A 14099-nucleotide genomic window follows, 5' to 3' on the forward strand; every position below is an offset into this window, starting at 1 on the left:
TCATCTATGAGATAATGGCGATACTGGCATTTTATCAGCACAGAGGACGGGGGATGGAAAAGGCTATGGCATTTGAACGGTGGCGCGGCTTCGTGCGGGCTTGGCAGGATTATCCGCTCAGGGAAGGGGCATGGATCGGTAAACGATACCAGGTAGAGTCCCTGCTGGGTGAAGGGAGTTACGGGCTTACCTACCGTTGCTTTGACGCTAAGGAGGAAACTCTTGTGGCAGTCAAACAGTCCAGACCAAGTAAGAAAGCGGCAGGGCGGGCTTTGCTGGGCAAAGAGAGCAATATCCTGCGGGCCTTGAATCATTCCAATATTCCAGTGTGCCGTGATTACTTCGAGTACAAGGACCTGAACTGGCTGGTAAGCGATTATATTGAGGGAAAAACGCTCGAAGATAAAATCTTTGCTGAGCATATGGTTTACGGGGAGCGGGAGTGTCTGGATACAACGCTGAAACTGATGGAGCTGGTATCCTATGTTCATTCGCGCGGCTTTGTTCACCTTGATCTGCGGATTCCAAATGTAATCCTTCGGGATGCGGAGCTGTATCTAATTGATTTCGGACTGGCACGGCAGATCGGTGAAATTGAGAGCACCGATGCAGGGCACGAACCGAAGTCAGAAGAGATGCCGGTACGGATGCCCCCGGTTATCGTCTCGGATTTGTATTACGTTGGACAATTAATGCTGTTTATGCTCTATTCCGCTTACCAGCCTGAACCGGGAGGAGCGGAACGGAGCTGGCGGGAAGAGCTGGATTTATCACATGAAATGCTGCATATTCTAACCCGGCTCCATGGAGAGCAGGAAGCTTATGAGGATACAGCTTCTTTTGTCCGCGAGGCCGAACAATTTTATAGGAGTCTGCAGTAATGCCCAGCCCAAAAAGAGGCACCTTCAACCCACAGGGTAGAGGTGCCTTATGTTTTGTATAGAATGGTTAAGCCGGGGTCAGCTTGAGCTGCCGTAGCGGTTCTTATAGTATTTATGTCCGGTTCCTCCATGGCGTGAGTCCGAAGACGAGTGTCTCTTGTATCCGTGGCTGCTGCTGGAATGTCTGCTATATACAGGCCTCCCTTTGTGACTGCTTGAATATCTGCGGTGTCCGCCTGATTTGGAGTGCTCCATGGAGTGCAGCACTTTGCCGAGAATTCTTTTAAGCATCATGTTTCCTCCTCTTGGGTGGTTTAAGCCGAATTAGAACGACTTTAATCTATATTTACCCTTTAATACGATATTGTTACCTGCCGGTTTCGGGATATTATGCTCAGATTAGCCGGCAGGAAGCCTAAATTGACAACATCCGCTGATTCGTGTGATAATTGCCTGACGATCGTCAGGGAGGTGTCAAAAAGTGACTGCACATGCGATTGAGCAGGCAGCCTTAGCGCATTTTGCAGATAACGGGTTTGAAGGCGCCTCGCTTGCAGGGATTGCTCAGGCTGTAGGAATCAAAAAACAGTCCATTGCCACCTATTTTCCGAAGAAAGAGGATTTATTTATGGCTGTTTTTCACGGTATGGCCAAGCATTATATCGGATTCCTGGAGCAGCTGTATCAGGACCTCGCGGATGCACCGGTGGAGACCAGGCTGCGGGAAATTGTATATAAGAACTATCAGTACAGGGCCGGGCATCCGGCATTGACCGCTTTTTACAAACGGGCTGTGCAATTTCCGCCTCCGTTCTTCAAAGAAGTTCTTCTGGAGCAGATTCGTATGATGGAGCAGCGGTCAGCGGTGTTTTACCGGTCGATATTTGAAGAAGGAATGGAGAATGGCGTGATCAGGCGCCAGCAGTCGGAAGGTCTGCTCTCGGCTTATTATTGCCTGCTGGATGGGATCGCGATGCAGATGTTTTTTTATGAAGAGGAAGACTTCGAACGGCGCCTGAAGGATATCTGGAATATATTTTGGGCAGGGATTAAACAAACCTAGCAGGGAAAGGGAGGACTTGGCATGCGGGCAGAACGGGTTACAACGGGGAATCAGCTTGAGGAGGCATTTCGGATCAGGAGGGAAGTATTTGTGGAGGAGCAGGGTGTGCCGCTGGAGGATGAATTTGACCAGTACGAACAGAGCACAGAGCATATTCTGGTCTATCATGAGGAGGATGCTCCTGTCGGCACGGCGCGGCTGAGAGTTGTGGACGGATGGGCGAAGCTCGAGCGGATCTGTCTGCTTGCACCTTACCGTAAATCCGGGATCGGGTCGTTTATCATTGCTACACTTGAGCAAATGGCGGCTGAACAAGGGCTTACACGAATGAAGCTGCATGGCCAGACGCAGGCGGAGGGCTTTTATCAGAAGCTGGGCTATGAGACAGGCTCTCCGGTGTTTATGGAGGATGGAATTCCCCATGTGTTAATGGTCAAATGCATATAATAAAAACAGCCGCTTCCAAGTTGGAGGCGGCTGTTCCCGTAAAGCGGTACGGAAAATATGAAATTACTGGCGCAGTGTCTTGAGGGCCCCGCTCCAAGCCAGTACCTGATCAAGCATTGCATTTACATTGGCTTTATGCAGGTCAGCCGGTTTGAAGACACTGCCGTTCTCAAAGTCGGTGAACAGCGATAACAGAGGGTGTACCCGTACATCCGCCACCTGCAATTCACCCAGAATACCCCGCAGATGCTCAGCAGCGCGCGCACCGCCTGCAGAACCATAGCTGACGATACCGGCGGCTTTGTTATTCCATTCTTCACGGGCGGAATCAAGGGCGTTCTTGAGTGCTCCTGTTACACTGTGGTTATATTCCTGGGCGATAAATACAAATCCGTCTAGTGTCGCAAGCTTAGCTGCCCAGGCCTGAGCAGGTGCATAATCGTCGCTTTCACCGAGCAGCGGCAGTTTGAAGTCAGCAATATCTACGATTTCATAGTTGGCATCCCCGCGGGCATCTGCAATACCTTTAACCCATTCACCGACCTGTGGACTTACGCGGCCCTGACGTGTGCTTCCCAAAATAATTCCGATGTTTAAGGTTGTCATTTAAATTTCCTCCTAATTAATTGTAATTGGATCGTGTTAACCTTTATTGATTTAATTATAGCACATTACTTTTATAAAGCAAGTGTGCTTTAGAAACTATTAATCTCTGATCCTATTTTTGCAAGCCGTACTATATACGCGTATAATCAGATAGAAATTAGCGGCAAACTGTTCTAAAATAAACATTGTGCATGGAGCTGCCGGCCCTAAGAAAGGCCGGATATAGAGGATACCTGAGAGGAGAAGTGTGGAATGAAGTATCGCAGATTAGGCGGAACAGGGCTGAAGGTCAGTGAGATCAGTCTGGGAAGCTGGTTAACGTATGGCGGATATGTGGAAAAAGAGAATGCTGTTAAAGCCATTGAAACCGCTTACGGACTAGGTGTTAATTTTTTTGATACAGCGAATGTATACGAAAAAGGTGCAGCTGAGAAGGTCCTGGGCGAGACCCTGCGCGGATTTCCCCGTGAATCTTATGTTCTGGCCACCAAGGTGTTTGGTGTTATGGGAGACGGGCCGAATGACCGCGGTCTGTCACGCAAGCATATCACGGAGCAGTGTCATGCCAGCCTGAAGCGGCTTGGCGCAGAGTATGTGGATATTATGTACTGTCACCGCTATGACCCGGAGACCCCGATCGAGGAGACACTGCGGACACTGGATGACCTGGTCCGTCAGGGTAAGGTGCTCTACGTCGGGGTAAGTGAATGGACGGCTGCACAAATGACTGAAGCTCTGGCGGTAGCCGATCGTTATCTGCTGGATCATATTGTGGTCAACCAGCCGATTTATAATATGTTTGAGCGGTACATCGAGAAGGAGATTATCCCGCTCGGCGAACGCAAAGGGATTGGACAAGTCGTGTTCTCTCCGCTGGCCCAGGGGCTCCTGACCGGCAAATACAGCTCTGCAGCGGATATTCCTGCAGACAGCCGTGCTGCAAAGCTGGACTGGATGCGCAAAGGGGTTACGGAAGAGAAAATCGCCAAGGTGCATGAGCTGGGCAAAATAGCTGCAGAGCTGGACATTTCCGTGGGCAATCTGGCTCTGGCCTGGATTCTGCGGCAGCCTAATGTAGCAAGTGCGCTGGTCGGAGCCAGCCGGCCGGAGCAGGTGGAGGAGAACGTTAAGGCTTCAGGCGTGGAGCTGACGGAAGAGGTATTGTCGCGTATTGCCGAAATTATCGGCTAACGGATTAATTTAGAGAGAGGAGCAGATACAGATGAAGGTACTTTTTATCGGAGGCACAGGTTTAATCAGTGAGGCTGTCTCAAGGCTGGCCGTAGAACGGGGAATGGAGCTGTATCTGTTCAACCGCGGGGAACGGAATGAATTCGTACCGGAAGGGGCGCAAGTGATCCAGGGCGATATCCGCGATGCGGCGGGGGCTGCTGCGGCATTAAAGGGTTATGAATTTGACGTGGTGGTGGACTGGATCGCCTTTACGCCGGAGCATGTGCAGTCGGATATCGAGCTGTTCGCCGGCAAAACGAAACAGTATATCTTTATCAGCTCGGCTTCTGCCTATCAGAAGCCGCAGAAGAATTATCTGATCACCGAAGAGACCCCGCTGGTTAATCCGTACTGGCAGTATTCGCGTGATAAAATCGCCTGTGAGGAGCTGCTGCTGGAAGTGCACCGTACCAGCGGTTTCCCGGTTACGATTGTCCGTCCTTCGCATACCTATGGAGTTACTGCAATTCCGGCGGCATTGACCAGCTGGGCGCATCCATGGTCGCTGGTGGAACGCATCCGCAAAGGGCAGCCTATTGTGATTCATGGTGACGGTACTTCACTCTGGACTCTGACCCATAATACGGATTTTGCCAAGGGCTTTGTCGGCCTGCTGGGGAATCCTGAAGCGATTGGCGAAGCGGTCCATATCACTTCCGATGAGTCGCTGAACTGGAATCAGATTTATGCTGCCATCGGAGTGGCTGCGGACAGAGAACCGAAGGTGGTGCATATCTCGACGGATTTCATTGCGGCGTATACCCCTGCAGGGACAGCCGACGGGCTGATTGGTGACCAGGCGGTAAGCAGCGTATTCGACAACAGCAAGATCAAACGCCTGGTACCGGAGTTCACGGCTACCGTTCCGTTTGCCGAAGGAATACATCGATCGGTGGAATGGTTTGAAGCCCATCCACAGCTCTGTACCGTGGATACGGATTGGAACAAAATGCTGGACACACTGATCAGCAGACACGGCGTTGATGCCAAATTGCTCAGTTATTACGTGTAAAAGAGATGCGGTAAGCCTTACTACGAATCCTATCCGAATTAGCAGCGGGCTCCCACCTGGGAGTCCGTTTTTATATGCAAAGAAATTGGCTGCAATCCTTAATAAATCACCGCCTTTGTTAAATAGGTCTCGCTGTGTAAGGTAATGGCATGATTCGGGGATTTCTGAATATACTCTCACTACCGAATTTCCTCTAAAAGGAGTCCTGGCCATGCCGACACATCCGTATGTCTCCCGTTTCTTTGTGAATGCCGATGCCCGCCGAGAAAAGCTGATTTATGATTTGCCGGAATCCTGGTGGAGCCGGCCTTATGAATACGAATGGTGTACAAACTTTATCTCGCCTCATGATGTGGTGCTGGATGCCGGCTGCGGCATTTCCCATCCGCTAAAGTTTTATCTGGCCGAATATAGCTCCGAGGTCTACGCCTGCGATATCGATGCCCGGATTTTGTCGCAGGAGGCGATTATCCAGGATATCGCTGACGATATCGGCATTGAATCAGCCAGGCAGGTCATGGCCGGAAGCACTGCGAATCTGCACCTGACACAAGCGGATCTCACGAAGCTGCCCTACGCGGATGAAAGCTTCGATACTATTTTTTGCATCTCCGTTATTGAGCATTTATCGGTGGAGGACGCTGCCCTGGCTGTGCGGGAGTTTCACAGAACGCTGAACGGAGAAGGGCTCCTGGTGCTAACGTTTGACTATCCCACGGTTAATCTGGCAGTTATGAACGATTTGCTGCTTCAGGCAGGATTTGTGTATTGGGGGGAGATGGACTTCAATTTGCCGGCAGATGCGCTGCGTTCGGATAACGGGGGAGAACTAAACTGTTTCCGGGCCGTATTGAAAAAAGCGCAAATCTAGCAGGACTTTATACTCTTTAGACAGGTATCCTTTTTCAGTATAGTAGATAACATATCAAATAAAAGGGGTCTAAAGAATTGCGCAGATTTGCTATGCTTACCATGCTGTTATTACTGCTTATTCCTGCGCCCGGCGTATATGGCGGGACGTCACAGGCACAGGAGGCTGACAACATTACGCTAACCTTTGCCGGGGATATTCTGCTGGACGGTTTCGTAGGTGAACAGATTGCCAGATATGGAGTCAACTTTCCTTTTGCCAAGGTTGCTCCTGCCCTTCAGAAGGCTGATATTGCTTTTGCTAATTTGGAAACACCAGTCTCAGTACGGGGAAAGGCGGCGGAGAAGACCTTTGCCTTCCGCTCTAAGCCTGCAGCGCTCGGCGGACTTAAGTTTGCCGGAATTGACGGTGTTTCGCTTGCAAACAATCACATCCTCGATTACGGGCAGGTAGCGATGCTCGATACGCTGACCCATCTGGACAGATACAAGATAGGCCATACAGGTGCGGGCAGCAATATTGACCAGGCATTTAAGCCGTATGTCAAGACGGTCAAAGGCAAACGGGTCGCCATTCTGGGGGCAAGCCGGGTCCTGTCCGGACCTTCTTGGTATGCCGGGAAGAACAGTCCGGGAGCAGCTTCAGCCTATACGGCAGAGCCGCTGCTGGGAGCCATCAGGAAGTCCGCGAAGGACAATGATTATACGATTGTGTATCTTCATTGGAATGAGGAGTTTAAGGATTATCCGGAGCCATACGCCCGGACGCTTGCCAAGCAGATGATCGACAGCGGTGCGGATATTATCCTGGGCGCGCACAGCCACTGCCTGATGGGGATCGAGTATTACAAGCACAAGCCGATCTACTATTCACTGGGTAACTTTGTGTTTAACCGTTCAACACGCGGCGGGGAGAAGACCCTGCTGTCCATGCTGGCTGACTTCACGATCAGCAAGTCCGGCATTTCGAGCCGGATCAGACCGGTGAAGATCATCGGAGGACAGCCGAATTTCATGGGCGAAGCCTATAATAAAGAAACGATCAGACAGATGAACCAGCTGTCGTTCAATGCGAAGATTGCGGCGGATGGAGCGGTCAGCGAGAAGCTGTAAGATGCAAGGACTGCTTAAATTACAAGCCAAATTTGGGCTTGCTAATAACTCAGCGCAATCTATAGATATCTCCGGGTCCGGTCCTTACGTGCTGTTATCAACCTACTGATCTGTTTCCAGGCGGGAATGCATTTCCTTGGCCACACTCCCGAGCCGTAATTGCACTTCATACAATTAAAATGACGTTTTTTCTTCACTCAAGCCGTTTAATTGTATTTCGTACAATTAACGGCAGCATACAGCTTCTTATTGCTGAATCAGGCAAATGTAGTTGCACAGAATACAGTTAGATGCTGCGAGCGCAGTTATATGCGGTTTCTAGTTGTACAGAATGCAACTAATTTGAGCGGATTTAAGAAGTCACCTGCTGCTAGGGCGGTCTAAGGGAGTTTGTAATAGAGTGTTTATGCTTAACCGCTCTACGCAAAAAGTGCCGCACAATCCATTCGGATTGTGCGGCACTTTTTGTCATGTGAGTATCAGCCCTTAACCGCTCCGGCGACAACGCCTTTGACGATATATTTTTGCAGGAAGATGAACACGACGATGGATGGGAGTACCGCCATAACCATAGCTGTCATAGCGTATTGCCAGTCCGAGGTGTATTGGCCAACGAACGTATAAGCAGCGAGTGTCAGTGTTTTCGTGTCCGGTGAGCCGTTAACCATGAGCAGCGGGAGCAGGAAGTCATTCCAGATCCACATCACATCAATGATAATGATGGTAGTCGTCACCGATTTGAGCAGCGGGAAGATTACGCTAAAGAACAGGCGGAAGCCGGAAGCCCCGTCGATCGTGGCGCTTTCATCGATTTCCAGCGGAATCCCTTTGACAAAGCCGTGATAGATGAACACCGCGAGCGGTGCCCCGAAGCCCCAGTAGAGCAGTCCCAGACCCCATGTACTCTCAGACAGGTTCAGGTTCTTGGCGGTCTGCAGTACGGTAAGCATGATGGACTGGAACGGAATCAGCATCGGCATAATACAGAGGAAATAGATAACCCCGCTCCATCTGGTCTTGGTCCGCGCCAGCTTGTACGCTGCGATTGAGGAGACGAATACGATCCCGAGCAGACCCAGTGCGGTGATGATGAAGTTGTTCAGGAACAGCCGCGGATAGTTAATGAATTCCCATACATAAGAGTAGTTGGCAAAGGTAATATGCTTAGGCAGAGCAATAACGTCGGTCATCACCTCGCTGAAGCTTTTGAACGAGTTGATGATGGTCAGGAACAGCGGATACAGGAACAGAAGGGAGAGGAGTACGAGAACGACCTCTAGAATAATTTTGCCTGATTTATTGTTTGTTTTCATTATGCCTCAACCTCTCTTCGTTTGAAGAACGTAAGCTGAATGACCGTCACGATCAGCACTGCGATGAACAGAATGAGCGCTTTTGCCGTACCGTAGCCGTACAGATTGTTCTGGAATGTGTCACGGTAAATATCGTAGGCGATGCTGTAGGTAGTTCCTCCGGGACCGCCGCCGGTCAGCGACAGAATCACGTCGAATACCTTGATAGAGTTGGTCAGCGCCATGAATACCGAGATGGTGATTGACGGTGCAAGCAGCGGCAGGGTAATGCTGAAGAATCGTCTAAGCGGCCCGGCTCCGTCCACCGTAGCGGCTTCCTTGAGGTCTTCCGGTACCGACTGCAGTCCGGCAATATAGATCACGAGATAGAAGCCGATGGATTGCCAGATGGATACACCTAATATAGATATGAAGGCCAGTCCCGGCGTCCCCAGCCAGCTTAGTCCGAAGATGGACCAGCCTGTGCTGTCGCCAAGTGAGTTGAAACCTTGCATGAAGATGAATTTCCAGATGAAGCCGACAATAACCAAGCTGAGAATATAAGGAATGAAGAATGCCGCTCTCAGCCAGGAGGTGGATTTCAGCTTCATATCAAGCAGAACGGCGAGCAGAATGGCCAGCACGTTGACGATAATGATATAGAGTACCGCATATTTAATCGTAAACCAGGCGGAATCGGAGAAATTGGTGTCCCCGGTAAAAATCTGCTTGAAATTGTCCAAGCCTACAAATTTAGGATGTTTGGAAATTCCGTTCCATTTGGTCATCGAATAGCGGATGGTCATGATAAACGGGACGTAGAAGGCTACAGCGATACAGATGAGAACGGGGAGGGTGAAGAGCCCGAATTCCGTTTTCTCGCGCCATTTTCTGCCGAGTGATTTTAACATGGTTGCACCTCTTCTGGATTTATAGGGTGGGAGTATTGCCCCCGCTTGCCACACTTAACCATTCCGGTTAGTCTATATTGTGTATTATAGGGCAGCGCCGTATACTCAAAAATGGATTTAAGAAGACAGTTAGGGGTAAAAAAGTGAACTGTAAGCGGACACAAAATGCAAGCGGAGGAGGCTGCGATTATCATAAAGACAACCCTGCAAAAGCTGTTCGAGCCACTGATGGAGCGGATTTCGCGCCGTCTGGCCAACAAACTGATCCTGCTGTTCTCCATTATTATTATCCTCGTGGTGACCTCACTGACATTCATTTCCTATGGCATGCTGCGCAAAGAGTCCGTAAACAGCAGCATAGCGAGCACGAGCAACAACCTGCTGCTGGTGGGCCGGAACCTGGAGAGCTACCTTGATGGAATAGAGCAGTTATCCCTGCCGCAAATTTCCTATGACGAAATTACCTATGCTATTCTCCACGAATCGGAGGACTATGCCTCCAAGATGTATGTGGAGAATTATCTGAAGAACCTGTATTTTTCACGGGGCGACCTGGAGGCGATTTACCTCTATGTCATCAAGGAGCACAAATATTATTATGTCACCAAAGAGAACTATAATATTACCGTCCGGGTCGCTGAGCATCCGCCAATCGAGAACCTGACCTGGTACAAGCGTGCGCTGAAAAGCCCGAATAACCGCTCGTACCAGTCTTTTGTAACAGATAGCGTGGAGAAAGGCGATTATCCGGTGAATACGGATACCAGCTTCATGGGCTATCACCGCCTGCTGCGCTCTATAGCTTCCCGTGAGCCGCAGGCCGTATTGTCTTTGTACTTCAATTCAAGTGTGACGGATGAGATTATGAAGGACGTTCCTTTTGCAAAAGGGGAGCATCTGATGTATGTCAGCCCGGATGATGAGCCGTTTGTGGTCGATGACGAGGAGTTCTTCGTGAAAAGCGCCGCAAGCGGGCTGCTGCAGCAGCTGAGCCCGGCAAAGGGCGGACAGCTCACCTGGTCTGATGAAGATGAGAAGTATCTCGTCATTTATGACATCAACAAAAAAGAGGGCTGGAAGCTGATCAAGCCGATTCCCTATAAAGAGATTTACGAAGCGGCAACAACAACCCGCAAGCTCAGTTATTCGATCGGGCTGCTTTTTCTGATTGCCTCGGTCATCCTGGTAAGCGTCATCTCCAACCGGATCACAAGCCCGCTGAAAAATCTGTCTCTGCAGATGAAAAGGTTCAGTACAGGCAGCTTCGATGCCGAAGCCAGAGTGGAAGGCAATGATGAGATCGCCTACCTGTCCCGGCATTTTAATAAAATGGTTGAGAAGACGAATGAGCTAATCAATGAACGCTATAAAATGAAAATCGTTGAAAAAAACGCAGTGCTCAAAGCACTTGAGGCGGAAATTAACCCGCATTTCTTATATAATGCCCTGCAAGCGATTTCCACCAAGGCGCTGAAAAACAATAATGATGACATTGTCGAGATGGTCGACAACCTGGCTCTCACACTCAGGTACTGCATCAGCGGCCGGGATGTGGTGCAGGCAAATGAGGAGCTGCGGCATATTGAGCGTTATCTGGCGCTGCAGAAAGCCCGTTTCGGCACCCGGATGCAAGTGGTGGTTGACTGGGAGGAGAGCCTGAAGGAGCTGCGGATTCCTAAGCTGTCGATTCAGACGCTGGTAGAGAACTGCATTAAGCATGCGCTTGAGAAAGTATCCAGCACAATTACGATCCGGATAGAGGCACATATTACTCCGGCTTTCAGTGTTATTTCGGTTATGGATAACGGGCCGGGTATCAGCCCGGAGCGGCTGGAGCAGGTGCTGAGCTCGCTGCAGATCCAGTGGGAGGAGCTTGGCGGGGATTCCGCTGAGGATGGCGGGCATGAGAGCATCGGACTGAAAAATCTAAACACACGCCTAAAGCTATTGTATGGAGAAGATGCAGGACTGGTCATTTCAAGTGACGGGAATGGTACAACAATGGATATGCGATTACCGCGGGGAGGCCATGAACAATATGTATAAAGTGCTGATAATTGATGATGAGGAACCGCTGCGCGAAGCGATCAATATTCTGGGGGACTGGACAGGCTTAGGAGTCAGCGAGGTGCTGGAAGCGACCGACGGGAAGGTTGGACTGGCGATGCTCCGTGAGCACAAAATAGATCTGGCACTCGTTGATATGAAGATGCCTGAGCTGAACGGAAGCCAGCTGCTGCAAATTGCCGAACGCGAATTTCCCGACCTGCTGCTGATTGTAATCAGCGGCTACAATGATTTCGAATATACCCGGCAGGCCATCCGCTCCAAAGTGGTGGATTATTTGCTGAAGCCGGTAAACCGTAGCGACCTCAACAGTGCACTGCGTAAAGCAATTGATGTGCTGGAGGCGAAACGCCAGAAACAGAGCGAGTTCATTACTAAGAACATCACGCTCAACATGTCGCTGCCGAAGCTGAAAGAGAAAATGTATCTGTCGATCATTGAGCGCAGCTTCAAGAATCAGTCGAACGAAGCCTTTCTGCCGCTTATCGGCGCGGACGCTTCCGGCAACCATTTTACCTCAGGGGTTCTGCGGCTGCTTAATCTGGATCAGGTGCGCCGCGAGCGGTTCCACGAGGACCGTGATCTGATGCATTTTGCCGTAACAAATGTCATTAATGAGAACAGCGGCGGTCATTTTGAGGCGTTCAGCTTTGCCAGCCCGAAGAATGAACGTGAATTTATCGCCATTTTTACGATGAAGGGCAGCTATGAGGGAGATGCCGCATTCCATTCCATGCATCATCTGAAGAAGGCTGCTTCGACCCTGAAGGAGCTGTTCGGCATTACCTGTGCCGGCGGGATCGGTGCTACGTACAGCGATTGCCTGGATCTGGCGTGGTCCTATGAGACCGCTAAAACCGCACTCGATGACATTGATCTGCTGCAGCTGAAAGGGAATGTCGTTGTTGCGGGGAACGGGACGGCGGCACTGCAGGAATCCAAGGATAACCCTTCCCTGACGGGACGGATGCCGCAGATCCGCAATATTCTGGAAAGCGGTAATAGCGCACATGCCAAGAGCATTCTGAACGAGTTCACCCAAAAGTGGCAATCCTCGGCTCATTTCAGCCTGGGGGATGCTGACCGCACGCTCCGCGAGTTCCTTATTCTGCTTGGCGATATCGCCGGGGAGCTGGAGGCGGTCCCTCCGCTGCTCCGCAGCGGCAAGGATAAGGGGCTGGGCGGACTTGGCATCAGCGGCGACTTTGTATCGTTTGCACAGTTCGAGGGTGTTCTGAATGAGATTCTGGATATCTACACCGGAGAAATCAGCAGATCGCTGGCCGGAAACCGCGGCGGTGTGCTGGAAAATATTAAAGCATACATCGATAACCATTATTTTGAGAATATTAAAATATCGATGTTCACGGATAAGTACTTCCTGAGCAGAGAATACTTGATGAAGCTGTTTAAGGGCAAATACGGAGTAGGCATTCATGAGTATGTGCAAAAGGTGAGAATGGACAAAGCCAAGGATCTGCTGTCGGACCCCGCGCTTAAAATCCAGGATATTTCCGAAATGTTGGGTTACAAGGACAAGAACTATTTCAGCAAGGCATTCCGCAATTATTACGATTGTTCGCCTTCTGAATTCCGGACTCAATCCTCGGGGGTGGAAAAGTGAAACGGTTACATTAGCCCACTTTTTTACCCTCAGAAGTTCACTTATGTACATTCTTATCCTTTTTCTTTTTATTTAGAATATGGACAAGACCACAAGATGTATGAGGAAAAGGGGGCAACACCATGTTAAAAAGATTTATGGCAGTATCTGCTAGTCTGCTGCTCGCCGGAGGATTGCTGGCCGGCTGCGGAGGGGGCAACAATAATGCCGCTAACAATACGGCTGGAACAAACGGCGGGGATAACGCTGCTGCTACAGATTCGTCCAAGCCTGTAACGATTAATATGTTTACCGCATCTCCTGAGTACACGGATGCTTTCAATGCTTACATCGCTGAATACAAAAAAGTGAAGCCGAATGTAACCATTAACCTGGAAATTATGCAGGCTGACTATAATACGGTATTGAAATCAAAAATTGCCGCAGGCAGCACACCTGACGTATTTCAGACCACAGCCGGCGGAGATATCGATACCTTTGCTGAATATAGTGCTGATCTGACTAACGAACCGCTTGCAGGAGCAATGACCGATGCAGTACGCTCCAATATGAGCTCCACTGACGGTAAAGTGCTGGGTCTGCCGGTTAAAGGCAATCTGTTCGTTCTGATGTATAACAAAAAGCTGCTGGCCGATGCCGGTATCACTGAAGTTCCGAAGACAACGGCTGAGCTGGATGATGCGATCACCAAGCTGGAAGCTAAAGGCATCACACCATTCGCCAATGCCTACAAAGAGTGGTGGGTATGGAAGCATATCTTCCAGCACTTCGTGGATGCAGCAGCAACAGATGCGGGAACGGATGCAAAATCACTCGTAGCTGACTTCATCGCCGGAGACACCACCTTCAAGGATCATCCGGTGCTGTACGATAACTTCTTCAACTTCATCGATACAACGGTTAAACACGGAACAGACAAGCCTCTCGAACGTGACAGCAACGCCGAAGTCAGCGACTTTGCCTTGGGCAAAGCAGCCTTC

14 protein-coding genes are annotated in these 14099 nt (G+C 50.1%); 10 read left to right on the forward strand and 4 right to left on the reverse strand.

Translation table 11 applies throughout. From position 1 onward, the window contains the following. The first annotated feature begins 14 nt into the window (after positions 1-14). Positions 15-881 carry a serine/threonine protein kinase gene (locus AQR02_RS05880; RefSeq protein WP_082451670.1) on the forward strand — a complete coding sequence of 289 codons (867 nt, stop codon included), beginning with the start codon at positions 15-17 and terminating at the stop codon, positions 879-881. Positions 882-959: 78 nt separating this feature from the next. On the opposite strand, the gene AQR02_RS05885 is transcribed toward AQR02_RS05880, so the two are convergent. Further along, positions 960-1172 (reverse strand): hypothetical protein, encoded by a 213-nt coding sequence (locus tag AQR02_RS05885; protein WP_054939779.1) that lies wholly within the window; start codon positions 1170-1172, stop codon positions 960-962. A gap of 190 nt (positions 1173-1362) precedes the next feature. Here AQR02_RS05885 and AQR02_RS05890 point away from each other — a divergent pair, with 190 nt between their 5' ends. Beyond that, on the forward strand, positions 1363-1944 hold the full coding sequence (locus AQR02_RS05890) for a TetR/AcrR family transcriptional regulator (protein ID WP_054939780.1): 582 nt from the start codon (positions 1363-1365) through the stop codon (positions 1942-1944). 21 nt (positions 1945-1965) lie between these two features. After that, positions 1966-2391: a GNAT family N-acetyltransferase gene (locus tag AQR02_RS05895; protein WP_054939781.1), complete on the forward strand. Its 426-nt coding sequence runs from the start codon at positions 1966-1968 to the stop codon at positions 2389-2391. A gap of 63 nt (positions 2392-2454) precedes the next feature. Here AQR02_RS05895 and AQR02_RS05900 read toward each other — a convergent pair whose 3' ends face one another. Continuing rightward, positions 2455-2997 carry an NADPH-dependent FMN reductase gene (locus tag AQR02_RS05900; protein WP_054939782.1) on the reverse strand — a complete coding sequence of 181 codons (543 nt, stop codon included), beginning with the start codon at positions 2995-2997 and terminating at the stop codon, positions 2455-2457. 252 nt (positions 2998-3249) lie between these two features. On the opposite strand from AQR02_RS05900, the gene AQR02_RS05905 reads away from it, so the two are divergent. The 4 genes from AQR02_RS05905 to AQR02_RS05920 all read left to right on the forward strand — a co-directional run bounded on the left by AQR02_RS05905 (position 3250) and on the right by AQR02_RS05920 (position 7225). Continuing rightward, positions 3250-4188, forward strand: coding sequence for an aldo/keto reductase family protein (locus tag AQR02_RS05905; protein ID WP_054939783.1), 939 nt, complete (start codon positions 3250-3252; stop codon positions 4186-4188). 31 nt (positions 4189-4219) lie between these two features. Further along, on the forward strand, positions 4220-5242 hold the full coding sequence (locus AQR02_RS05910; RefSeq protein WP_054939784.1) for an SDR family oxidoreductase: 1023 nt from the start codon (positions 4220-4222) through the stop codon (positions 5240-5242). A 211-nt stretch (positions 5243-5453) separates the two neighbouring features. Next, positions 5454-6113, forward strand: coding sequence for a class I SAM-dependent methyltransferase (locus AQR02_RS05915; protein ID WP_054939785.1), 660 nt, complete (start codon positions 5454-5456; stop codon positions 6111-6113). A gap of 77 nt (positions 6114-6190) precedes the next feature. After that, positions 6191-7225 (forward strand): CapA family protein, encoded by a 1035-nt coding sequence (locus AQR02_RS05920; protein WP_054939786.1) that lies wholly within the window; start codon positions 6191-6193, stop codon positions 7223-7225. Between the two features lie 479 nt (positions 7226-7704). Here the strand turns inward: AQR02_RS05920 and AQR02_RS05925 are convergent, their stop codons facing one another. Both AQR02_RS05925 and AQR02_RS05930 read right to left on the reverse strand, forming a co-directional pair. Further along, positions 7705-8538 carry a carbohydrate ABC transporter permease gene (locus tag AQR02_RS05925; RefSeq protein WP_054939787.1) on the reverse strand — a complete coding sequence of 278 codons (834 nt, stop codon included), beginning with the start codon at positions 8536-8538 and terminating at the stop codon, positions 7705-7707. After that, positions 8538-9428 (reverse strand): carbohydrate ABC transporter permease, encoded by an 891-nt coding sequence (locus tag AQR02_RS05930; protein ID WP_054939788.1) that lies wholly within the window; start codon positions 9426-9428, stop codon positions 8538-8540. The genes AQR02_RS05925 and AQR02_RS05930 overlap by 1 nt, the downstream gene beginning before the upstream one ends. Positions 9429-9593: 165 nt before the next feature. On the opposite strand from AQR02_RS05930, the gene AQR02_RS05935 reads away from it, so the two are divergent. From AQR02_RS05935 to AQR02_RS33605, 3 genes are all read left to right on the forward strand, one after another. Beyond that, positions 9594-11474, forward strand: coding sequence for a sensor histidine kinase (locus AQR02_RS05935; RefSeq protein ID WP_054939789.1), 1881 nt, complete (start codon positions 9594-9596; stop codon positions 11472-11474). Continuing rightward, complete coding sequence (locus AQR02_RS05940; protein ID WP_054939790.1) at positions 11467-13119, forward strand: response regulator transcription factor; 1653 nt, start codon at positions 11467-11469, stop codon at positions 13117-13119. The genes AQR02_RS05935 and AQR02_RS05940 overlap by 8 nt, the downstream gene beginning before the upstream one ends. A gap of 122 nt (positions 13120-13241) precedes the next feature. Beyond that, a partial coding sequence (locus tag AQR02_RS33605; protein ID WP_245237154.1) for an ABC transporter substrate-binding protein occupies positions 13242-14099 on the forward strand: 858 nt, incomplete at its 3' end.

The sequence above is a fragment of the Paenibacillus ihuae genome, assembly GCF_001368795.1.
GTDB lineage: Bacteria > Bacillota > Bacilli > Paenibacillales > Paenibacillaceae > Paenibacillus_AQ > Paenibacillus_AQ ihuae.

What these genes read in the sequence shown, in the direction of transcription:
- AQR02_RS05895 (WP_054939781.1), top strand. Translation starts at nt 1,966, where the DNA reads ATGCGGGCAGAACGGGTTACAACGGGGAATCAGCTTGAGGAGGCATTT.
- AQR02_RS05930 (WP_054939788.1), bottom strand. Translation starts at nt 9,428, where the DNA reads ATGTTAAAATCACTCGGCAGAAAATGGCGCGAGAAAACGGAATTCGGG.
- AQR02_RS05915 (WP_054939785.1), top strand. Translation starts at nt 5,454, where the DNA reads ATGCCGACACATCCGTATGTCTCCCGTTTCTTTGTGAATGCCGATGCC.
- AQR02_RS05940 (WP_054939790.1), top strand. Translation starts at nt 11,467, where the DNA reads ATGTATAAAGTGCTGATAATTGATGATGAGGAACCGCTGCGCGAAGCG.
- AQR02_RS05935 (WP_054939789.1), top strand. Translation starts at nt 9,594, where the DNA reads ATGCAAGCGGAGGAGGCTGCGATTATCATAAAGACAACCCTGCAAAAG.
- AQR02_RS05880 (WP_082451670.1), top strand. Translation starts at nt 15, where the DNA reads ATGGCGATACTGGCATTTTATCAGCACAGAGGACGGGGGATGGAAAAG.
- AQR02_RS05910 (WP_054939784.1), top strand. Translation starts at nt 4,220, where the DNA reads ATGAAGGTACTTTTTATCGGAGGCACAGGTTTAATCAGTGAGGCTGTC.
- AQR02_RS05885 (WP_054939779.1), bottom strand. Translation starts at nt 1,172, where the DNA reads ATGCTTAAAAGAATTCTCGGCAAAGTGCTGCACTCCATGGAGCACTCC.
- AQR02_RS05925 (WP_054939787.1), bottom strand. Translation starts at nt 8,538, where the DNA reads ATGAAAACAAACAATAAATCAGGCAAAATTATTCTAGAGGTCGTTCTC.
- AQR02_RS05900 (WP_054939782.1), bottom strand. Translation starts at nt 2,997, where the DNA reads ATGACAACCTTAAACATCGGAATTATTTTGGGAAGCACACGTCAGGGC.
- AQR02_RS05905 (WP_054939783.1), top strand. Translation starts at nt 3,250, where the DNA reads ATGAAGTATCGCAGATTAGGCGGAACAGGGCTGAAGGTCAGTGAGATC.